Here is a 21976-nt window from a genome sequence, read left to right on the forward strand (position 1 = left end):
ATTCCGCCACAGGCCCAAGGCAGGCCCCCGCTTCAGCCTGTCAATGCCGGAGGGGGGAGTCGAACCCCCACTCTGTCTCCAGAAGCGGATTTTGAATCCGCCGCGTCTGCCATTCCGCCACTCCGGCTTTTGAACGCCCCAACTACCGCCCCAACTACCGCCATGCTACCGCCATCGCCCCCGTCAGACTACAACGGCGGCACTCCAAACAACGATAACCCAAACCCGATCACCTTCATCGCAACTCCCTGCCCCAAAGGCCACAAAAATTGGCCCGCAGTCCAGAACACGACCACAAACATCCCAAGCCCCACCCACTGCCCGTTTGGACCACTCATGAACCGCGCATACTCGTGGCTGAACGACCCCACAATACGCGAACCATCCAGAGGCGGCACCGGAAGCAGATTGAACACCGCCAGCACGACATTCAAAAACGCACCAATATAGAAAAAGTGCCAGACATTCGTCCCCAGAGGCTCATCAATCCCGAATCGGTGCACCGCTGCCGCCCAGACAACCGCTCCAACGCAACACGCCAGTGCCAGCCCGATGTTCATCAGAGGCCCCGCAAAAGCGACCTTCGCATCTCCGTGTCGCCCGCGCAGCCTCGACGGGTCCACCGGCATCGCCCCCCACGCAATCCCGATCAACGCAAAAATCAGCAGACTCCACACCCCAAGATGCACCACCGGGTTCCATGTCATGTGCCCCGTGTGAATCGGCGTGTCATCGCCCAGACGGATCGCTGCCCATCCGTGCGATAACTCGTGCAGCGTAATCGACACGACAATCCAGACGATCCACGACACCAGGAACGCTGGACCCCAACTCGACAGCACATCGGTCACCCACCATCCATTCATCGCAGGCAGTGTAGCCGCACAAGCCCTCGCGTACCCGCTCGCGTACCAAGCCAGGCACGCGATATCATGGCCTATGAGCGACTCAATCTTCAGCAAAATCATCCGTCAAGAAATCCCCGCACACCGTCTCTACGAAGACGAACACTGCATCGCGATCCTCGATATCGCCCCCCTGAGCCCCGGCCACACCCTCGTCATACCCAAAGAGCCCGCCGACACTCTCGACCAACTCTCCGACTCGGCCGCCGCAGGGGTCGGCCGCGCACTCCCACGCATCTCACGCGCCATTCTCAAAGTCACCGGCGCAACCGCGTACAACGTCCTCCAGAACAACGGCCCCGACGCCTCGCAGTCCGTTCCCCACGTCCACTTTCACATCATCCCCCGCTCCCCCGACAATTCCGCAGGCCTCGGTCTGCAATGGAAAACGACTTCCCCGGACGCCGAAACCCTCGCCGAACTCGGCCGAAAAATCGCCCGCCTCCTCTGAACGCTCGCGAACACCAATCAACCGCGCCATCAACCCGATAATCACACGCACTCTGCCACCACCTCGCACTCGCACAAACCCGGACTACCCCGACTCGGCGCTTTCCCCATACCCGTCACAGCCGTCCCGATCCCAGCCCAGGGTTCCCCCATCCGCCATCTTCGCGCTCACAGCCCTCGGCCGTTTCGCCGATGCTTTGAGTCCGATGACCATGCTGAACCACCCGAGTCGTTCCGGTTCGGCCTATGCGAGGCTCCTGCCTTCGACAGCGGTCGTGCTCTGTTCCGCCGCCGCTCTGGTTCTCACCTCGTACTTCCTCGGCGCATCATGGCTGGCCAAACCGCTGCTCGGCCTCCCGCTCGGGCTCTGGTTCGTCGCCGCCACGTACACCGTCTGGCGCAGGGGATGGCTCAACCTGCTCGACCTCACGCTTCCCGCCATGCCGCGCGTCACCACCCCGAGAACCTTCAAGCCGATGCCCCTCCAACTCCGCACCTTGCGCCGGCTCGCCCACATCGCTCGCGCCGCCCTGCTCGATATCGCACGCTCCCTCTGGCATCTCGAACCCATCACCGCCGAATCACTCAAATCCCGCATCGCCCGCTCCATCGACGCCAGACCTGAACTCGCCGAGCCCCTCACCATCGCCCTGCAAGCCAACGGCCCACTGACACAGGCCATCCGCGATCATGAATCGGTTGTACCGCTGAAATGGGTTCCGACCGCGCCCGAAGACTCCGGACGCTCCGCTGCGTCCCAGCGCCACGACGTGATCTTCACACCCGACCCCGCCCAGGGCGGCCGCGCCATCACCGCCGAAACTCCTGACCACTCGGCAACCTGGTTCGACTGGTCCCGCCCGCGACCACTCGCATACCCGAGCGTCTTCCCGCATCAGATCGACCCGGCGTGCATTTCCTTCGCATCACTTCCCGACTCCGACCAGCACGATCCGCTGATCGGTGCACTGCTCGTCGCAGCCGCGGTTCAAAGTCGCTCACCCATGCGATTGACGCTCGCCGATCGCATCCGAGGCCGCCTCCCCCTCGATGGACACGATCAGCCAGGACTCATCGACCCGGGCGCGTATACAGCCCGCTCCATGACACGCATCGCCGACCTGCTGATCGCACGCAATCCTGATCCTCTTGAGCCCGCACAGCGTATTGCCGCAAGCGCCCTGGGCGCCTTCCTCGTCACCCCAGCAGCACGCCTCTCCATCGGCGCTCGCCGCGCCATCATGGAGCGCGTCTGCCCATACATCGCCGACCGCCCCGAAGCCTGGCTCCGCCTCGCTGCCCTGCGCTTCGCCGACATGGACGACCCGGCCGCACTCGAAGCATTGCACCACGCAGATCCACTCGTGCGCGCACATGCCGAGGAACTCGTACTCGATCAGATTCCCTTCGTGCAATCCGAACTCGACCACGGCTCATACGACCCGCTCGCGCTCGGCCGCGTCGCCGCTGGTCTCTGCCTCATCGCCGCACAGCACGAATACTCCCGCCTCACCTTCCTCAAGGACGATCTCGTCGAAGACCTCTCCTACGTCGGCTGGCTCGTCGGACGCGACCCCGACACCGCACTCCTCCACCGCGTGCTCGATGAACTCCTCCGCGTCCGCCGCGCCGACTCCCGAGGCCTGCCCGCGTCAGATCACGATTCCATCGCAGCATAATCGGGCACAAATCACAGACTCACCCGAAATCGCTCATCCCGCCACATCGATCGAAGAACCTCGCGCGTTGTCCGCCGCAAGCCTCCCATGCGGGTCATACGCCGGATGTTCCTGCCGATCCTCTTGCGCTTCTTCCTGCGTCTCGTCCTTCAGATTCCGCACCGCTTCCGCGTGCTCGACCTCGACCACATCCTGCGCCTCGGCAGCCGGGGGTTTGGACTTCTCCTTCCGCTCGGCCTCACGCGACTTGTCGGCTTGCACCACACGACCCGCATGATGCGAGCCCGCCATCGACCCCGCCAGATTGGAGATCGCGTCGCCCATACTTCAAATATCGGTTACAACACGCGATCGACAAGGACCGAGAACAGACGCGCCAAACCAATCAACGTTATCGGTCTTCGCCCGCCTCACGCACCGATGATGTTCACGCCGCAATCGACGTAGATCGTCTCGCCCGTCACGCCCCTGGACAAATCCGACGCCAGCCACACCGCCGTGCCCCCGACATCCTCACCCTCGACGTTCCGCCGCAGTGGCGATCGTTCAAGGTTGCGCGCCGCCATCGTGTCCGTTCCGCCCACAGCACTGCTGGCCAGAGTCCTCAGATAGCCTCCCGAGATCACATTCACACGGATATTCTGTGCGCCAAGTTCCGACGCAAGATACCGGCTGGTACATTCAAGCGCAGCCTTGGCAACCCCCATCACGTTGTACCCCGGCACGACCTTCTCCGCGCCGTAGTAACTCATCGACATGATCGACCCGCCCCCGCCCGCAGCCATCAGTTCGCGCGAACGATGCGCCATCGCCGCCAGCGTGAATGCACTCACATCAATCGCACCCAGATACGCCTCGCGAGGGGTGCTCGCAAACTTGCCCGGCAAAAGCCAGTCCCGATCCGCGAACGCGATCGAGTGCACCAGAAAATCCAGCCGCCGATGATCCTTCTGATACTTCGCAAACACCTCGTCAAGGTCGGCATCGCTCGATGCATCCAGCGGCGCCAGCCAAGGGTCGCTCACCCCAAGCTGCTCAACCGCCCGCCCCGTCCGTCGCTCGTTCTTCTCGCCCGGCAGATGCGTGAACGCGCATCGCGCGCCGTGTTCAGTCATCGCCTTGGCAATGTGCCACGCATACGAACGATCATTCGCGATCCCGACGATCAGACCCGTCTTCCCAGCAAGCAGCCCCATCGTGCCTCCAGTTCAATCCAAGAGCCCCGCGCCTCAGTGCGCCGTACGCACGCCGAGCATCGGCGAAAGTTCCGAAACGGCCGCCGCCAGTGACTCCTTGTCTTTGGCCTCAGCATTCAGCCTCAGCAGCGGCTCCGTGTTGCTCTTGCGCACATTGCACCACCAACCCTCGCTCTCGAAGCAGTCAATCGTCACGCCATCGAGTTCGTCGATCTCGCCACGATCGCCGAAGTGATCCTGCAGCATCTCGAGCGCCGCGTCCTTCTCCTCGATCTCAAAGTTGATCTCGCCCGACTGCACATATCGCGCAATCGGTGCAATCAACTTGCTCATCGGCTTGCTCGTTTCCGACAGCGCCGAGAGCACCACCGCCATCGCGATGGCGCCCGAATCCGCATTGAAGTTCCGCGAAAAGTAGAAGTGCCCCGACAGTTCCCCGCCGAACACCGCCTTGTGTTCTCCCATCAGCGCCTTCATGAACACATGCCCCACGCGCCCGCGCACAGGCTTACCCCCCGCAGCCGCAATCTCCTCGGGAAGTGCGCGCGTCGAACGCAGGTCATACACGATCGCCGATCCCGGCTTCTGCTTCAGGAATCGCTTGGCCAGCAGCGCCGTCAGATGATCGCACCCGACGATTCCGCCCTTTTCATCGACCACCACGCACCGATCCGCGTCGCCATCGAAGCAGATCCCCAGATCCGCCTTGTGCTTGAGCACGCCCGCCTGCAACTGCGCCAGATTCGACGCCACCAGCGGGTTCGGCTCATGCACAAACTCGCCCTTGCTGTTGTCGAAGTTCAACTCCACAATCGAAAGCCCAGGTGTGTCCTTCCCATTGCGCCCGAAGATCCGAGGCACCATCGTCCCCGCCATGCCATTGCTCGCATCAATCACCACCTTGAGCGGCCGATTTCCCAGTTCCAAAAACGACCGCACATGACGCGAATACGCATCCCATAGATCTCGCTGCTCAACCGATGTCTCAGGCTTGATCGCAAGCCCTCGATCCACCATCGCCGCGTGCTTGCGCACCTCCGCCAGCCCCGTCGCCTCGCCCACAGGCTTGGCCTTGCGCTTCGACACCTTGAACCCGTTGTACTGCGGCGGATTGTGACTCGCCGTCACCATCACACCACCAGCACAATCGAGATAGTTCACCGCAAAGTACACCATCGGCGTATCCACCAGCCCGATGTCGATCACGCTCGCCCCATACGCCCTGATCCCCGCGATCAACTGCTCCGAAATCTTCGGACTGCTCGTCCGCATGTCGCGCCCCACCACCAGATTCCGCATCATCGGCGTCGTATCGCCCGCAGCCGCCGCATCCTCAAGCAGAAACCGCGCACACCCGAACCCGATCTGCCACGCCATCTGGTCGTTGAGCAGATCCGGATATGTGCCGCGAATGTCATACGCCTTGAAAATCCGTCCAAGCATGAACACCCCATTTCAAGTGGTCCGGGACTGGTTCCCCCGAAGAACACGGATCGTAGCGTCAGATCACAAAAAGTCAGCCCCAAGTGCCCTTTGAGCCACCTTCGGATCATTTTCTTCCGGGCTTCTCAAGCCCCCGAATCAGGGCATTTCTCTAAACAACGCCGCACAGGCAGTCAATCCCAGCAGCCTCGTCGTCCCCCCGATCGGACCGATCTGCCCCGTCGTCATCGCCCCCGCCACTGGCACCGGGCCTTCGTGCGACGAAATCTCGTAGCCCGCACGCGCCACCGCCTCGCCCGCGGGCAATTGGTCGAACGCCCGCGCAATCCCCACCGCATCCGACCATTGCTCGTCGAACATCGTCCGCCCGCGCGCCAGATCCGTCAGCAGCAGCACCCCCGCAGGTCGATCGTGCAACTTCTCCACGTCCAGCAACAGATCCAGATCCGCCCGCGCCACCGTCGGATCGCGCAGATGCAACTGCACAGTCCGACCCGTCGGAATCGAGTTCTCAAGCGCGATGTACCCCGCCTGCTCATCACCCCCGATGATCCGGCTCACCACAAAATCACCACGCCCGAAACGCTCCCGATACTCATCAACCGCCACGCCCAGATACAGCCCGCCCGCCAGCAGAGGCCGATCTCCGGGCGCAAACTTCTGCGCCAGTTCCCTCAGCACCCCGATGGCAGGTCTGCCCGCCATTTCCATCACCAGATTGTTCCGCGAAGCCGTCACCACCACCGGGTGCCCGACCGCCTTGCACCCTTGTGCCACCAGCGTGCGCACCTCGACCGCCCCAGCCAGTGAGATCCCCACCATGCCCCCACGCTGCACGCGCCCGCCATGGATCAGGATCGTCTCGGCGTCCGGGGATTCGGGCCGCATCGCCGTTCCACCCAAAATCGGCCTCCCACCGGCCGCCCGCCCAAGCGCCGGCAGCAGTTCCCCTGTAGGCATTGAACCTGCATCCACAAACACAAACGATGCCCGATGTTCGTCTCCGATCCCGACGACATGCGCCAGATCCGCGTCGTACGCCGCACCTTGAGAGGTCGGCATCGCGTCCGCATCGACCCCGAACACTGTCCCCCTGATCCCGTCGCCCGCCAGGACCAGAGCAGCGACACCAGCACGCCTCTCAAACACGGCCCGTCCGCCCACGACCCCCGCTGCCGACATGCCTGCCAGCACATCAGTGCCCAGACCCCGGGCCAGGGTTTCGCCGATCTTCGCCGCCGCGTCGGGCTTGAACCCACTGAAGAACACAAACGCAGCTGCCCCACGCCTCCCGTCCAGTTGCCCTTCGATCTGTTCAAGGACATGGGCGCACGCCAGCGAAGCGTCATGATGCCCCGAAAGCCCACACCCGAGCGCTATGTGTCCGCGCGCAGTTCCTGACATGCCGGGTCACTGTACCCGGTCGCCATGCCCCGAGCGCGCGTCACTGACAGACGAGCGGCTCGTCGCGGACTTTGAGCACGCCAGACGTCACCGAGGTAATCTGCACCACCATCGGCTCAGGAGCATCGCACACCAGCGTGCGGGCTGGCTCCAGTGCGCGCAGGTCAACAAGCATTCGCCGTGCCACGGTTTCAAGTACTTCCTCGCCATACCCCGCGTCAAGGTTGACAAGGCATCGCCTCGCCGCCTCACGCTCGGCCCGAACAGTCTGGCTGCGACGATGCTCACTGGCGACAAGTCGTGGTTCAATTGGATATCGATCGGTCATGGACCCTCCACCTTCTCTTCTGTTATCCCTTCGTCCGTGGAGGGCCGGCAAAGTCCCACGCCGCAGCGAGGATCCTTCCAACCGGTGACTGCTTCCCATCCCTGGGGGTGTCGCTGCTCATCCAGAATCGCGACCCTCACTCTCAACGGCTCAAAGAGCGATGGACTTGAGCGACTTTTGTCACATTCCTCAAAGATTCTTCAAATTGTGCCCAAACGCGCGCAGAGTTTGCGCATTGCATCAATCCTGACGCAGAGCCACCGGTTCACGGGTGCGCAGATGTTGCGCATCGAGCATCTTCACAATCGACTCAGGGCGTCTCGAGGAAATCCACCCGACTCGGGGTCACGATGCGCACACCAAGAGCCTGATCAAAGCGCGTCGACCCAATCACCCCAACCACCGCGCCCGTGTGGCGCTTCAGGTCGTCGGTCGCACCCGGGACGATATACCCCACCGTGCGCTGCAACCCCGGGCCTTCGATCGCTTCGATACGATACATGAGAGGCAGACGATTGCCGTCATAGAGCGTACTTGGGAGCAGTCGCCCGATCAGGGTGTATGACCGCTGATCCTGCCACGCCTTGACCCGAGTCGCCAGTTCCGCCTGACGCTTGTCCGCGTCGGCCAAGGCACGTTCGAGTTCCAGTCGCTGGTCGCGCAACTTGATACGCAACTCGAGCCACGCGATCCGCTGGTTGATCCCTGCGACCAGGGAAGGCTCGTTGCTCAGGGCAGCGGCCGACCGACGACACTCTGCCAGCATTTCTTCCAGACCCGCATCCATCTTGTCGCGAGGCATCGCCCGCAATTGATCGAACGACGCATTCAACTGGTTGATCGTCAGGGCGATCATCTCCTGCTGCGTCGCCGGCTCGGTCGGCTGGGCGTTCGTGCCAAGGGGTGCGTTGGTTTGATCGGAGGGCTGGGCAGTTTCAGGTTGGCGCACGACCGGAGGCAGCGGATCGGTGTTGATCGGGGAGAGGAGCGAAGTATCCACCGGATCGACGCTTGTTTGAGGGGTCGGGCTTGGTGCCGGAACCTGAGGCTGGGTCACCGGGCGCTCGGCTTGGTTGCCTGGAATGGGCGTAACTGGGGTATCCACCGGCTGGTCAACCGGGCGAGGCATTGGTGCGCCGGTGCTGGCAAGGTACCGGGCTGCCTCGGCCTCTGTGGCATCCCTCAAACTGGTAGAGAGCACAAAGCCACGGGCTTGAGCAGACACCTGGGGCTTGCGAGGGGTGGTCACGAGGTACTTCGAGACCTTGCCACCGATGCCAGCGATTTCTTCCTTGAGTTCGAGTTCGGTCCCCACCGGAAGCGGGGATTCAAAGAGGGCACACCATGACCCGCTGGCACCGAGCAGTTCGCTGGGCGCGAGCAGGGCCGACTCGCGCGTCAGGCGGAGTGTTTTGTCGTTGACTTTTTCAACGCGATCGGCTTCGACATAGGCATCAATCCCTTTGGGATACACCACCTTGGCCCACCCATTGGACTCGCCGATGACCTCGACGACCGTGCCGGCGTTGAGTTCAGCGACACGGTAAAACCGGGGCATATCGCCGGCCCGCATCGCTGTTCCATCCTGCGTCACCACCCTCAGTTGAAGGGCTTGACCAAAAGCACTGTTGACGAACAAGCACTGCGACGCAATGGCCACGAGCGTCAATCCGAGCACCATGATCGAGCGAGAACGCATAATCGAGACTCCTTTGGACAGACTATCTGCCTGTACATCGACACGACGAGTCCAGAAAGTGTACCCCTTGGAGCAGCGGGTGTCGCGCATCCGTGGCCGGGTTCAGGCTTTGACCGGCTCGCGGGGGTGCGCTACGTTGATGGTCATATGCACACACACCGCCGGGGATTCTGGACGCTGACAGCGGGAGGGCTTTTCCTCTTCGCTGGCGGCTGCTCATCGCCTCTTGGCCAGCGCAGCGAACTGGAACTACGTCGCGCCATGCATGAAACGGTCCGCCGCGAGGTCGAAGCGGCTGAACGTTCGCGCGCGATGCGCACAACCCAGCGCCGCTCGACAGTTGCCGACCTTGGGCTCTCGGATCGCGTGCTTGAGCAGTTGCAGCGTGACTACGACCCGAACCGCTACCTCGACGAACTGGCCACACGCGCCCGCGAGAAGACTGAAGGCGCGGCAGATCATGGCAACCCCATTCAGTACCTCATGGATGAAGACCTCTTCGGCGGGCAGCAGGCCGTGGTCGGAGTCTCGCTTGAGCGTGCGGTCAAGTCGGCTGTGCGCAACAACCTCGATGTGGCCATCGCACAGTTCGGACCTGCGCAACGTGAAGCCGATGTGGTCATCGCGCAAGCAGCGTTCGACTGGGCGTTCGTGGGTTCGCTCGATTGGCAGGACACCGATCAGCCTCGCGCTTCGACCGCCATCCCGGGCTTTGGCGGCGGCGGCGTGGTCATGGCATCGGATCAGACCGTCACAGGCTCGGCCGGGCTCGAACGCACGCTTATCACCGGCGGACAGTTTTCGATCGCACAGCGCTATGTCTATACGGACACGCGCGAAACATTTTTCGGGAGCGTGCCATCGCCCGACCCATCGACCGCAGCCGCCCTGGTGCTGGACTTCACGCAGCCGGTCTTGCGCGGGTTCGGGTCGGATGTCAACCTGTCGGAAATCAGGATTCGGCAGAACGCGGAACGGCGCGCGATCGCGGAGTTTCAGCGCACACTGATGTCAACCGTCTCGGAGGTCGAGAGCGCGTACTGGGATCTTGTGCGTGCTCAGTGGGAGCTTGTGATTCTGTCCAAACTCGTGGCCCGGGGCGAGGCGGTGCGCGATGACATCCGCGTGCGCAGCATCCTGGATGCTGACCCGGCGCAGATTGCCGACGCGGTCGCGCAGGTCGAAAGCCGCAAGGGAGACGTGCTGCGAGCGCAACGCGCGGTACGACAGGCAAGCGACCGGCTCAAACTGCTGATCAACGATCCGAGGCTGGCGCTGAGCGATGAGATCACGCTGATCCCGACCGATGCGGCTCTGGATCAGCCGATCGAGTTCAGTCTGTACGATGCGATTCTGACGGCCATTGATCGGCGGCCGGAGATTCAGCAGGCGATTCTGTCGATTGATGACGCGTCGATCAGGCAGTTGCTGGCAGAGAATCGGCGCTTGCCGCAGCTGGATCTTCGTGCCCAACTCGCATTGCTTGGGCTTGATGATGACCTCGGCGGCGCGACGCGCCATCAGACTCGTGGCGAGTTTATCGACAACTTCCTGCTTGGGGTTCTGCTGCGGCAGCCGATCGGCAACCGAGCCGCTGAGGCGGGCTATCGCCAGTCGCGCCTCGATCGGATGCAGTCGGTGGTGGCGTATCGGCGTGAGGTGCAAGCTGCGATTGCGCAGGTTCGCAGCGCGCTCGATGACGTGGTGACGAACTATCGGTTGATCGAACAGGCACGCACGTCGCGGCTAGCGGCGGCTGAGGCGCTGCGCACGCTGCTGGTCAAGAAGGAACTGATGGTCGGCGGATACACCGTCGAGAGGCTGAACCTGGAACTCGGCCAGCAGGCTTCGCTCGCGGCGGCGGAGCGGGCCGAGCAGGCGGCTCTGATCGACTACAACCTCTCGATCGCTCGGCTGCATCAGGCCATGGGGACAGTGCTCGAACGCAACCGAATCAACTTTATTGTGCCTGATGCCAACCAGCTGCTTGATGGCGAATCGGTGCTGGATGTGACTTCGCCCTAACATGCTTTCGTGCATGACACCCACGCACAACTTGAGGTCGCTGTTGCAAAGCTCCGTCGCGGAGAACTGGTCGCGTTTCCGACTGAGACCGTCTATGGGCTTGGCGCGGCGGCGTTTGATGAGGCTGCGGTGGCCAAAGTTTTTGAGACCAAGTCGCGACCATCGACCAACCCGCTGATCGTGCATGTTGCGTCGGTAGACATGGCAAGGACCGCATGCACAGAATGGCCGGAGCATGCGCAGATTTTGGCCGAGGCGTTCTGGCCCGGTCCGCTGTCGATTGTGGTGCGACGCTCCGAGCGTGTGCCAGCGAGTGTCGCGGCAGGAGGCCCGACGGTGTGCCTGCGCATGCCTGCGCATCCGCTTGCGCTCGCGCTGATCGAGGCGTTTGGCGAACCGATTATTGGGCCAAGTGCCAATCGATCAGGTCACGTTTCGCCGACGACTGCCGAGCATGTGCGAACGGAGTTTCCTGATGTGTTCGTGCTCGACGGCGGGCCTTGCCGAGTGGGGATCGAGAGCACGGTTGTCGATGTGACATCGAACCGACCCGCGATCTTGAGGCCGGGCGCGATCGGCGCGGCACGCATCGAAACCGTGCTTGGCGTATCGTTGCGAAACGCGCCAGGTGAGGAGTCGATCGCACGCAGTCCGGGCCTGTTGCATCGACATTACGCTCCGCGCACGCCGACGCTCTTGTGCGAGGCCTGGTCGGAGTTTGATGTGCCTGATGCGCGGGTGGTAGTGCTGACGCAGCGAGGCGCCGATGTGCCGAAGCAGTTCACAGCAATTCATATGCCCAGTGATGCGGAGGGGTACGCGGCTTTGCTGTATGACGCACTGCGGCGTGCCGATGCGATGGGCACTGAACTCATCATCGTCGAACGCCCCTCGGGCCCGGGCGATATGTCGCTGTGGGTGGCGATTGGTGATCGTCTCGAACGAGCCTCGGCACAGGATAAACACCCATGAGCATCGACAACATGGGTGGCGACAACGTGACTGGCGACATGGACCTGATCGCTGTGACAGCCTTTGGACTCGAGGCGGTCGCGGTGCGCGAGCTGCACGATCTTGGATTCGTGGACGCCAAGGCGTATGACACCGGACGCATCGGGTTTCGTGGGTCGTTCGAAGCAATCGCGCGTGCGAACCTGCACCTGCGTTCGGCCGAGCGTGTGCTGATTCGCGTGGGTTCATTCCCGGCTCTCGATTTTGATGCGCTGTTCGAGGGCGTCAAGTCGATGCCTTGGGAACGATGGCTGGGGCAAGATGTCGCGTTCGATGTCGCGGGGCGAAGTGTCAAAAGCGCGCTTTCGAGCGTGCCCGCGATTCAACGCTCAACCAAGCGAGCGATTGCGGATCGGCTTTTGAGTGCGCATTGCGCAAGCGATCTGCCGGAGACCGGTCCGAAGTTTTCGATCGAGGTTGCGTTGCTGCGCGATCAGGCAACGCTGACGATCGATACGACCGGGCCGGGACTCAACAAACGAGGGTATCGTGATCTTGTCGGAGAGGCGCAGCTGCGCGAGACCATGGCGGCCGCGCTGGTGATGCTGAGTTTCTGGAAGCCCGAGCGTCCGCTGATCGATCCGTTCTGTGGCACGGGCACGATCGTGATCGAGGCTGCGATGATCGGGCGCCGGATCGCTCCGGGGGTGAAGCGATCGTTTGATTTTGAACAATGGGCAATCACGCCGAGCCAGATCATGCCTTCGCTGCGTGAAGAGGCCCGCTCGCGGGAAGTGTCGTCTCTGCCGCAGCGCATCGTCGCGACGGATATCAGTGCAGACGCGCTGGAGATGGCACGCCATCATGCCCGTCGCGCAGGCGTCGAAGATGACATTCACTTTCAGCAGCGCGACTTTGCGGATCTTCGAGCGAAGGCCGAATTCGGGTGTGTCATCACAAACCCGCCGTATGGCCAGCGCATCGGCGATGCAACTGAGCTCCATCGCCTCTATGAGTCGTTTCCGGAGGTGCTTGCGCGGCTGCCGACATGGTCGCACTTTGTGCTGACCGCGTATCCCGATTTCGAGAGGCTTGTCGGACGCGAGGCTGATCGGAGGCGAAAACTCTTCAACGCAAACATCGAAGTGACGTACTACCAGTTTCACGGCCCGCGACCGGCAACGACGGATGAGCCTGAAGCGCCCGAAGCAAAGCCTGTCCCCGTGTTCGGCGGGCTCGATGAGAGGGCGCACAAGCAGGCAGAGATGTTTGCGACTGTTTTGAGCAAGCACGCCAGACATCTGCGCAAGTGGGCTGAGCGCGGCGTGCCTTGTTATCGTTTGTATGAGCGTGATATTCCTGAGGTGCCGCTCGTTGTGGATGTTTATGAGGGTCGGTTGCACATCGCCGAGTATGAAAGGCCGCACGAGCGGGATGCGGGACAGCATGCCGCATGGCTCGAACTCATGGTTCGTACAGCTTCGCAGGCTCTGGGGATTGATCGAAGGCACGCCTATCTCAAAAAGCGTGGGAGACAACGCGGCACCCAGCAGTACGAGCGTGTGTCAGAGCGGGCACACGTTTTCACGGTGCATGAACATGGGCTGAAGTTCGAGGTCAATCTCTCAGATTACGTCGATACCGGGCTGTTTCTCGATCATCGCATCACGCGGGCGATGGTGCGCGAGCGCGCGCGAGGCACTCACTTTCTCAACCTCTTCGGCTATACGGGCGCGTTCACGGTGTACGCAGCGGCTGGTGGCGCAGCAGACACCACTACCGTTGACCTTTCAACGACATATCTCGACTGGGCAGAACGCAATCTGGTGCTGAACAAGCTCGATGCGCCTGAACACGAACTTGTGCAGGCCGACGCGATGTCGTATCTGCTCTCGCTGCCCGCCCGCCCTCGGTTCGATCTTGCGGTGGTCGATCCGCCGACGTTCTCGAACAGCAAACGCACGGAAGAAATCTGGGATGTGCAGCGTGATCATCGCCCGCTTCTCACTACCCTGCACGCGCGTCTGCACCCTGGTGCGCTCGTGTATTTCTCGACCAACTTCCGCAAGTTCAAGCCCGATATCCCCGAGTGCTTCGATGTGCGCGAGATTACCGCGAAGACGATTCCCGAGGATTTTCGCAACAAGAAAATACACTATTGCTATCTGCTCAAGGCGCTGTAAAGCGGGGATCAGGCCGAGCCGCCTTCATTGCGCATCCGGCGCACGGCGTCGACGGCGTGATCCAGTTGCCGCTTGAGTTGGCGCACGCGCATCAGCGATGTGACGCGAGTGACCAGTTCGAGACGGTTGACCGGCTTGGTCAGAAAGTCGTCGGCCCCCGCGTCGACGGCGCGCTCGACATCCCCCACTTCGTTGAGCGCGGTGACCATGATGACAGGTATATCCCGCAGCGTCTTGTCCGCCTTGACACGCTCGCAGACCTGAAACCCGCTCATCCGCGGCATCATAATGTCGAGAACGATCACATCAGGATCAACCTCGGCCGCCCGTGCGAGGGCATCGATGCCATCGGTGGCAGTGACAATCTCGCACGGGAGATCCTCGAGATAGGCCTGAAGGAGTTCGAGGTTCTGCTCGTTGTCGTCGACGAGCAGGACCCTGGGTTGGGCAGACCCAGCGTCGGCGAGGAGATCAACCGGGTTGGTGTCTTCGTGAGCCATCATTCGTTCTCCGTGCAACTGCGCACCGTGGGAGACTGTATCACATCTCAAGTCCTGAGCCGCGCTGGCTTGACTCTGGCGGTTCATGGTGCACAATTCTGATTGGGGACTGGCAACAGCGTGAAGTATTCGTGAAAGGTGCACGACGATGAGTGTGGCGTCATTCTCGGGGCAGTGGGCCGATCAGTTCACCAGACCTTCAATCGAAGACCTTTTTGCCGGTCTCAACAAGGCAGACCATACCCTCGCACAGCGTTGTCTGGACCGTTTCGCGCAGGCCGGTGCCAGGGTCCGAACCGTACAGTGGCATGGGATTCCGTGGAACTGGACCATCGCGATTAAGTCCGATAATGATACTCCTCTGGCATTTTTGATACCCGAGCCCCGCAAGCCACAGCTAGCCCTGCGCCTTCCCGCTGCTCACTTCACTGGTGTTTCCTTGCGCAAGATCTCTAAGCCGATCCGCGAGGGGCTTTTGGCTGCCAAGGTTGTCAATGGCATCGTGTGGCCTGAATGGCAGCTTGTCTCCAAGTCCCAGGTCGACGAACTCCTTGCCTTGGTCGAACTCAAGCCGGTCGCCACCCGTGGCTTCTGATCGCGGGGGGAACCCCCCGAAACGGCTTCAGCCTCCCGCGTCATCAAGCCGATGTTTGGAGTGCGCTGTGACCTTGCGCACTATGCACGGCACTCGTGCCCCCTGAGGAGTCAATCGGATGCAGGCAGTTCAGATTCGTAACCACTCTTTTCGTTTCAAGGCTGCCCTCTCGACTCTGGTTTGGGCCTGCTTCCTCTGTTTCTCGACCTCGGTTGTCGTTGCACAGGATCTGCAGGCTCAGGTTCGGCGCAAGATCACGGGCACCGAACTGGCCAAGGCTTCTTTTACTGCCGTGGCATTGGATCCCAGCGACGGCCGCGTGCTGTTCTCGTTCAATCCGCAGCAGGCGCTGATCCCTGCATCCAATATGAAGTTGCTGACGTCCGGGGCAGCGTTGATGGTGCTTGGGCCCGACTTTGCATTCGAAACGCGCATCGACGCAGCCGGCGACCGCATTCTGCTCGTCGGATCTGGAGACCCTGCGTTCGGAGATCCGGTGATTCTCAACCGTTCGCAGCCGCCCCTGACTATCGAGGATCTGCTGACGCAACTGGTCGGAGCCGTCAAACAGCGTGGGCCAAAGACGATCAGCGAGGTCATTGTCGATGACCGTGTCTTTGACCGCGAGTTTGTGCACTCATCGTGGCCGATCGAACAACTGAACTTGTGGTACTGTGCCGAGGTTGGGGGCGTCAACGTCTACACGAATGTCCTGGCGTTTTATCCGCGGCCCGCACCCGAGGGTGCCGGTTCGCCGCTGTACACCGTCGAGCCTCGCGTGCCCTGGATTGAGTTTCAGAACAATGCCCGCACCGTGACGACAGGGCGGCAGACATTCTGGATCGCGAGGCCTCAACGCAAGAACGAGTTTTCGCTGCGTGGCGATGTGCGGTCATCGGGGGCTGAAGCAGCGCGAGTTGCCATTCACAATCCGCCTTTGTTCACAGGGCAGCTGCTGGCTGAGCGGCTTGCGTCATCGGGTGCCAGCATTGGTTCCGCCGGGCGAACGGGAGTGCAGGCTGTACGTCTGGCCGAACTCGATGAACGCTTTGAAGGTGCGGTTCCCATCGCCATTGTCAAGACGCCGCTGATCGACGTGCTCGAAAGGTGCAATACACAGAGCCACAATTTGTACGCCGAGGCACTGATCAAACGCATCGGGCACGCTGTGACGAGCGAGCCGGGAACGTGGTCGAACGGCGCAGCCGTGATTCGATCTCTGATCTCGGAGCGCCTCGGCCCCGATCACGCAAGCCGGACGCGCATTGCCGATGGTTCGGGCATGAGCCGCGAGAACCGCGTCTCGGCCGAAACGCTCGCAGCGTGGCTCATCGAGGTCTCGAAGAACGATCGAGTCTACCGCGAGATGCTCACTTCGCTCGCCAAGCCCGGCGAAGGCACACTTCGCACACGTTTTCAGGGCACGAGTGTCGCAAACAACATCTATGCCAAGAGCGGATATCTCAATGGCGTGCGAGGCTTGTCGGGCTACGTCGTTGCGCCGAATGGTCAGCAGGTCGTCTTTGCCATGATTATGAACGACATTCCCTCGTCCGTCAGCACGCAGTCGCGCGTGTTCATGGAAGAGGTCGTATTGATGATCGATGGATGGCTCGCGGACCGCGCCATCGACCGCCCCGCGTACGGTGGCTGACGGGATTCCGCAGCAATTCGTCTCGAACAACGCCGAATCAATTTTTCACTGCAACCGAATCACAGGGGGCCAGACCCTCACCGGCTGACCAAGCCTCGAATCAGCCGACGTCTTGGGTGTCGCGTCGAACCCAACTGTGTGCCCATCCGAGCCCCACTGGATATCGCGCCCCGCGTCGCAGTTGGCGACCCAGTGAAAGAGCGCGACATCATGATCGGCAATGTCGACAGACCGGCCGAGCACCACCACAAACGACATACGGCTCTTCTGTTCGAAGAACTGCGTGAGGATTCGCTGTCCAAGACCGGCGCGGTCGGGTTCATCACGATCCCGATCGGCCCTGACGAACAACCAACCGGCAGCCGCCTCGGGCGCTGTGGCATCAAGAACGCCGGAGATTTCGAGGACTCGCGCGATCTCGGCCTCCCGCTCGACATCGGTCGGAATCGCGCGAGGCGCAGCGAGCCGATGGCCGTCGATGTCTTCGCCGACGATCTTGCGCGTCGCGTCCAGCCCGATCTTGGTTCCAGTGCCGAGGCGCGGGGCTGCGTGATCGAGAATGTCCAGCGCGCCTTGCACACGCTCGATATCGCGCGAAGGCTTGCAGTTGCAGCAGACCGCCCGGAGCACCTGGCCAAGGTCGTGGCAATCAATATCATGGTCGACGACGATCACAGTCTTGGTCCACGCCATCTGCCCGGCACCCCACACCGCGTGCATGACTTTGCGCGCGTGAAGCGGATACTGCTTGCGAATCTGCACCACCGCGCAGTTGTGAAACGCACCGAACATCGGCAGGTCGTAATCCTCGATATCCGGGATCAGCGTCTTGAGCAGCGGCAGCATGATGCGCTCGGTCGCCTTGCCGAGGTAGTAATCTTCCTGCGGCGGAAGGCCAACGATCGTCGTCGGGTAGACCGCGTTGCGACGATGCGTCACAGCGGTGACTTCCATGATCGGATACCGATCGGGCATCGAATAAAACCCGGTATGATCGCCAAACGGACCTTCGAACACCGCGCCCGGGCCGAGCGGTTCTGCTCCTGAATCGCGTGGTTCCCAGCCTGGGAATCCGGCGTCCGTGCGCACAAAGCCCTCGATGATGATTTCCGAATCGGCCGGCACCCATAGAGGCACGCTGACCGCGCGACAAAGCCGAATTCCTCGGCCATTGAGAAACCCCGCCATCAGCAACTCGCTCAAGCCCGGTGGCAATGGACACGTGGCTGCGTAGGGCAGCACGCTGGGTCCGCCGAGCGCGATGGCAACAGGCATCGGTTGGCCAAGTTTCTTCCAGGATCGCCAGTGCGCTGCGCCGTCGTGGTGCATGTGCCAGTGCATCGCAAGGCGATCACGCCCCATCAATTGCATCCGATACATACCGATGTTGTGCGATCGCGGCTTGGCGACTTCGCGTTCGTCGGCGTGAACCGTGTGTACGCCGGCGAGCGTGATGTACCGCCCGGCAAACTCCGCCTGCCATCGCTCCGCGTCAATCTGCGGATGCCCAAGCCCTTCGACGCCCGTGTTGATATCAGGTCGATAGCCAACCCCGGCCAAGTCGCCATCGAGTGGCCAACATCGCAACATGGGAAATCGTGTCAGATCGATTTCACTTCCGCGGCAAATGACATCCTGGCACGCACCTCGGCTGCGGAGCCTCTTTGGCCCGATGCAGAGCAGCGGCAGCACCTCGCGGGCTTTGCCAAACGCCTCGGCCAGCGACTGGGGAGGAGCGGGCTTGACCAGCGACCCGATCTTCGACGCAATCGCATCGAACCCGCCGACTTCGCACCCGAGTGCCAACTCCATCCGCCGATACGAACCGAACGCATTGATGAGCAGCGGAAAGTCCGACCTGATCACATTCTCGAAGAGCAGTGCCTGCCCCCCGCGGTCGAAGAAACGCGGGTCGGCCCGATTCGCTGCTCCGGGGTTGGCGCGGGCCTTGTTCTGGGCATCGGCAAGGCGGGTGATCTCGAGCACAGGGCTGACCGGCTCGCGGATGCGACGCAGTTCGCCGAGACTTTCGAGATGTGTGATGAAGGATTGAAGATCGTTGTCCATTGGTGTCATAACCTATCAGGGCTGCGGAAGCGCAGACATGCGAGGAACCACTGATGTCCGGCAAACCACTGTACGAGTTCGCCGCCACGCGCGACTGGCCCGGCTATTTCGCCGCCAGCGCTGGCCGCCCCCCGCGCGAGACGCTGCTCGCGGCTCTTGATCTCTTCGAACGCGAAGGGCCGATCGACGCTGCAGACCCGCCAATAGCGGTCGATCTTGGGTGCGGCGAGGGGCGCGACACCGCCGAGCTGCTCCGCCGCGGATGGCGCGTGACCGCGATCGACGGCCATGAAGACGCGTTCAGCCACTTGCAGAATCGCACAGATATCGCTGCCTGGGATCGGCTGGACATGCGTCTGTCGCCGTTCGAAGAGTGTCAGATTCCTCGATGCCGCCTGCTGAACTCGAGTTTTTCGCTCCCGTTCTGCCACCCGGACTCTTTCGACCGCCTCTGGCGCGTGATTGTCGCTGCCATTGAGCCCGGCGGGCGATTCGCGGGGCAGTTCTTCGGCCCGCGCGACTCGTGGGCGAAACTGCCGGACCGGTCTCACCAATCACGCGATGAGGTCGAGGCGCTGCTCAAGGCTTTTCAGATCGAGCAGTTGACGGAAGAGGAACGCGAAGGGACCGATTGCACGGGCGCCGGAAAGCATTGGCATGTGTTTCATGTCGTTGCCAAGCGCGTCTAAGGGGGATTCATGACCACCGACGGAGATTTGGCCATCAATCTGTCACACGTTGCCAAGACCTACAAGGGCGGCGTGCAGGCGCTGCGCGGGATCGAGATGAAGGTCCATCAGGGCGAGGTCTTCGGGCTGCTGGGGCCCAACGGTGCTGGAAAAAGCACGCTCGTCAAGATCCTGATGACCGTTATCCGCCCGACACGCTGCGAAGGATCGCTGCTTGGCAAACCCGTCGGCGACAAGGCCACACTCGCGCAGGTCGGATATCTGCCCGAGCATCACCAGTTTCCCGACTATCTCACCGCGCGGCAGCTGCTCCACCACGCTGGAGCCATGACGATGGTCGATCGTGCGACACGTCTTCGGCGTGCTGACGAACTCATCGACATTGTCGGCATGCACGACTGGGCAGACGAACGAATCGGGTCATTCTCCAAGGGAATGCGCCAGCGCGTCGGAATCGCACAATCCCTGATGAACGATCCGCAGGTTGTGCTGCTCGATGAGCCGACCGATGGTGTCGATCCGGTCGGGCGACGCGACATCCGCGCCATCCTGCTTCGTCTCAAGTATGAAGGCAAGACCGTGTTCATCAACAGCCACCTGCTGAGCGAGCTCGAAATGGTCTGCGATCGAGTCGCCATCCTCGTCGCGGGAACGGTGCGTGTGCAGGGCACCATGGGCGAACTGACACACGCGCGCACGGGATATGTCATCCGCCTTGAACCAGGCTCAGATCTGGAGGGAGCTGTCGCGGTCGCGCGCTCGGGGTACGCCGGCGAGGTTCTTGCTGGCCAGGGAGCCATCAACCTCAAGACCAGCAGCCCGGCCGACGTGCAGCCAGTCATCGACGCGCTGCGACGGGCTGGATTCGTGCTCGCACAACTCCAGCTCCAGCGTCCGACCCTCGAAGACCTCTTCATGGAAACCGTCACCGATCCGACAACCGGCACCGCACTTCCACCTGGGGCCGACCGCACAAGGAAGGACAAGACCGCCAGCAACGTCTCTGGAGAACCGAACTCATGATCACGCAAACGTGGGCGATGGTGGTCGATGCCTATCGCGAACTGTGCGCCAGCAAACTGTTCTGGCTCACCATGGTGCTCAGTGCTCTGGTCGTCGGCATCTTCGGCATGATGGGCCTGAACGATCGCGGCATCACCGTATTCGTCTGGACCATTCCTGTAGACATGTTCAACACGGGCATCATGACGAAGGAAACCTTCTACAAGATCCTGTTCCAGAGCCTGGGCATCTCGATATGGCTGACATGGATTGCCGCGATTCTTGCGCTCATCACCACTGCCGGGTTCTTTCCCAACCTCATCGCACAAGGCGCGATCGAGACCAAGCTCTCAAAGCCCATCAGCCGCCCTCGCCTGTTTCTGACTCGCTACTTCACCGGCTTGCTGTTCGTCGCGCTCCAGGTGGGCGTTTTCACAGTCGCATCATTCTTCGTGCTTGGGCTGCGAGCGTCGTTCTGGGAGCCTCGCGTCCTGCTGGCCATCCCGATTGTGATCGTGTTCTTCAGTTACCTGTACTGCGTGAGCGTGCTCATTGGCGTCATGACGCGATCGGCCATCGCGGCCATTCTCATCACCATCATCTTCTGGTTCATCGTGTACCTCATGAACACGACCGACACCGTCATCGTCGGTTTTCGCGAAGATCGCGCTTCGATGGTGCAGGCCCGCGAAGCCCGCATCGAACGGCTCGTACGCAACGCCCGCAAGTCGCTCATCGAGCAGAAAATCGCCGAAGTCGGCCCCGAGGCTGCGGAACTCTACGAACCGACCGAAGAGGAAATTGACGCAACACTCATGCTCATTCCACGCGAAAAGAAAGCACAAGCCGACGACAAGGAGACTCTCAAGTCACTCGTTTACTGGAGCGACATCATCTTCAAGGTCAAGACGGTTCTCCCGAAAACCGCCGAGACCACTGCACTGCTCGAACGCTGGTTGATCAAATTCGATGAACTCCACGCCCTGCGCGACCAGCAATCTGCGCAGCAGAACGCCCGACGCGGCGGACAGAACGAGAACGACCCGATTCGCAGCTCCGGACCCGACAGCACCGCGATCGAACTGGCCATCCGCGAACGCCCGGTCTGGTGGATCGTCGGGACATCGCTCATCTTCGAAGGCGTGATCGTACTCTGGGCAATGGTCATCTTCGTGCGGCGTGACTATTGAACACACCGCCACCGAC

Annotated in this window: 19 protein-coding genes and 1 tRNA gene; 10 read left to right on the top strand and 10 right to left on the bottom strand. The window is 61.8% G+C overall.

All coding sequences use genetic code 11. From position 1 onward, the window contains the following. Positions 1-44: 44 nt before the first annotated feature. Both KF757_14740 and KF757_14745 read right to left on the bottom strand, forming a co-directional pair. A tRNA-Leu gene (locus KF757_14740) sits at positions 45-127 on the bottom strand. Positions 128-188: 61 nt separating this feature from the next. Further along, complete coding sequence (locus tag KF757_14745) at positions 189-866, bottom strand: site-2 protease family protein (protein ID MBX3324233.1); 678 nt, start codon at positions 864-866, stop codon at positions 189-191. 73 nt (positions 867-939) lie between these two features. On the opposite strand from KF757_14745, the gene KF757_14750 reads away from it, so the two are divergent. Together KF757_14750 and KF757_14755 are read left to right on the top strand one after the other, a co-directional pair. After that, on the top strand, positions 940-1356 hold the full coding sequence (locus KF757_14750; GenBank protein MBX3324234.1) for an HIT family protein: 417 nt from the start codon (positions 940-942) through the stop codon (positions 1354-1356). A 205-nt stretch (positions 1357-1561) separates the two neighbouring features. Beyond that, the gene (locus KF757_14755; GenBank protein MBX3324235.1) at positions 1562-3034 is read left to right on the top strand and encodes a hypothetical protein; all 1473 of its coding nucleotides are present in this window, start codon (positions 1562-1564) and stop codon (positions 3032-3034) included. Positions 3035-3067: 33 nt separating this feature from the next. On the opposite strand, the gene KF757_14760 is transcribed toward KF757_14755, so the two are convergent. The 6 genes from KF757_14760 to KF757_14785 all read right to left on the bottom strand — a co-directional run bounded on the left by KF757_14760 (position 3068) and on the right by KF757_14785 (position 9104). Next, a complete protein-coding gene (locus KF757_14760; GenBank protein MBX3324236.1) occupies positions 3068-3358 on the bottom strand; it encodes a hypothetical protein in 291 nt (96 codons plus the stop codon). 86 nt (positions 3359-3444) lie between these two features. Continuing rightward, on the bottom strand, positions 3445-4230 hold the full coding sequence (locus KF757_14765; GenBank protein ID MBX3324237.1) for an enoyl-ACP reductase: 786 nt from the start codon (positions 4228-4230) through the stop codon (positions 3445-3447). Positions 4231-4263: 33 nt separating this feature from the next. Next, complete coding sequence (locus tag KF757_14770) at positions 4264-5673, bottom strand: phosphomannomutase/phosphoglucomutase (protein MBX3324238.1); 1410 nt, start codon at positions 5671-5673, stop codon at positions 4264-4266. Between the two features lie 138 nt (positions 5674-5811). Next, positions 5812-7077 carry an FIST C-terminal domain-containing protein gene (locus tag KF757_14775; protein MBX3324239.1) on the bottom strand — a complete coding sequence of 422 codons (1266 nt, stop codon included), beginning with the start codon at positions 7075-7077 and terminating at the stop codon, positions 5812-5814. A 40-nt stretch (positions 7078-7117) separates the two neighbouring features. Beyond that, a complete protein-coding gene (locus KF757_14780) occupies positions 7118-7405 on the bottom strand; it encodes a hypothetical protein (protein ID MBX3324240.1) in 288 nt (95 codons plus the stop codon). Positions 7406-7715: 310 nt separating this feature from the next. Next, positions 7716-9104: a hypothetical protein gene (locus KF757_14785; protein ID MBX3324241.1), complete on the bottom strand. Its 1389-nt coding sequence runs from the start codon at positions 9102-9104 to the stop codon at positions 7716-7718. Between the two features lie 147 nt (positions 9105-9251). Here KF757_14785 and KF757_14790 point away from each other — a divergent pair, with 147 nt between their 5' ends. Genes KF757_14790 through rlmKL form a run of 3 tightly spaced genes read left to right on the top strand, consistent with a single transcriptional unit; the run spans position 9252 to position 14263 of the window. Further along, positions 9252-11129 carry a TolC family protein gene (locus tag KF757_14790; protein MBX3324242.1) on the top strand — a complete coding sequence of 626 codons (1878 nt, stop codon included), beginning with the start codon at positions 9252-9254 and terminating at the stop codon, positions 11127-11129. 9 nt (positions 11130-11138) lie between these two features. Then, positions 11139-12101 (top strand): threonylcarbamoyl-AMP synthase, encoded by a 963-nt coding sequence (locus KF757_14795; GenBank protein MBX3324243.1) that lies wholly within the window; start codon positions 11139-11141, stop codon positions 12099-12101. Beyond that, entirely contained in the window at positions 12098-14263 is a 2166-nt protein-coding gene (gene rlmKL, locus KF757_14800) for a bifunctional 23S rRNA (guanine(2069)-N(7))-methyltransferase RlmK/23S rRNA (guanine(2445)-N(2))-methyltransferase RlmL (GenBank protein MBX3324244.1), read from the top strand. Before KF757_14795 ends, rlmKL begins: the two co-directional genes overlap by 4 nt. Before the next feature lie 8 nt (positions 14264-14271). On the opposite strand, the gene KF757_14805 is transcribed toward rlmKL, so the two are convergent. Next, positions 14272-14766, bottom strand: a complete 495-nt coding sequence (locus KF757_14805) for a response regulator (protein MBX3324245.1) — start codon at positions 14764-14766, stop codon at positions 14272-14274. A gap of 145 nt (positions 14767-14911) precedes the next feature. Here KF757_14805 and KF757_14810 point away from each other — a divergent pair, with 145 nt between their 5' ends. Together KF757_14810 and dacB are read left to right on the top strand one after the other, a co-directional pair. After that, positions 14912-15358: a hypothetical protein gene (locus tag KF757_14810; GenBank protein ID MBX3324246.1), complete on the top strand. Its 447-nt coding sequence runs from the start codon at positions 14912-14914 to the stop codon at positions 15356-15358. 118 nt (positions 15359-15476) lie between these two features. Beyond that, the gene (gene dacB / locus KF757_14815) at positions 15477-17012 is read left to right on the top strand and encodes a D-alanyl-D-alanine carboxypeptidase/D-alanyl-D-alanine-endopeptidase (protein MBX3324247.1); all 1536 of its coding nucleotides are present in this window, start codon (positions 15477-15479) and stop codon (positions 17010-17012) included. A gap of 45 nt (positions 17013-17057) precedes the next feature. On the opposite strand, the gene KF757_14820 is transcribed toward dacB, so the two are convergent. Next, a complete protein-coding gene (locus KF757_14820; GenBank protein ID MBX3324248.1) occupies positions 17058-19079 on the bottom strand; it encodes a UbiD family decarboxylase in 2022 nt (673 codons plus the stop codon). 53 nt (positions 19080-19132) lie between these two features. Here KF757_14820 and KF757_14825 point away from each other — a divergent pair, with 53 nt between their 5' ends. The 3 genes from KF757_14825 to KF757_14835 are packed head-to-tail and all read left to right on the top strand — an operon-like array spanning position 19133 to position 21960. Then, the gene (locus KF757_14825) at positions 19133-19768 is read left to right on the top strand and encodes a class I SAM-dependent methyltransferase (GenBank protein MBX3324249.1); all 636 of its coding nucleotides are present in this window, start codon (positions 19133-19135) and stop codon (positions 19766-19768) included. 9 nt (positions 19769-19777) lie between these two features. Then, positions 19778-20791 (top strand): ABC transporter ATP-binding protein, encoded by a 1014-nt coding sequence (locus tag KF757_14830; GenBank protein MBX3324250.1) that lies wholly within the window; start codon positions 19778-19780, stop codon positions 20789-20791. Next, positions 20788-21960 (top strand): hypothetical protein, encoded by a 1173-nt coding sequence (locus KF757_14835; protein MBX3324251.1) that lies wholly within the window; start codon positions 20788-20790, stop codon positions 21958-21960. The genes KF757_14830 and KF757_14835 overlap by 4 nt, the downstream gene beginning before the upstream one ends. The last annotated feature ends 16 nt before the right edge of the window (positions 21961-21976 follow it).

The sequence above is a fragment of the Phycisphaeraceae bacterium genome (genome assembly GCA_019636795.1).
Classification (GTDB): Bacteria; Planctomycetota; Phycisphaerae; order Phycisphaerales; family UBA1924; genus JAHBWW01.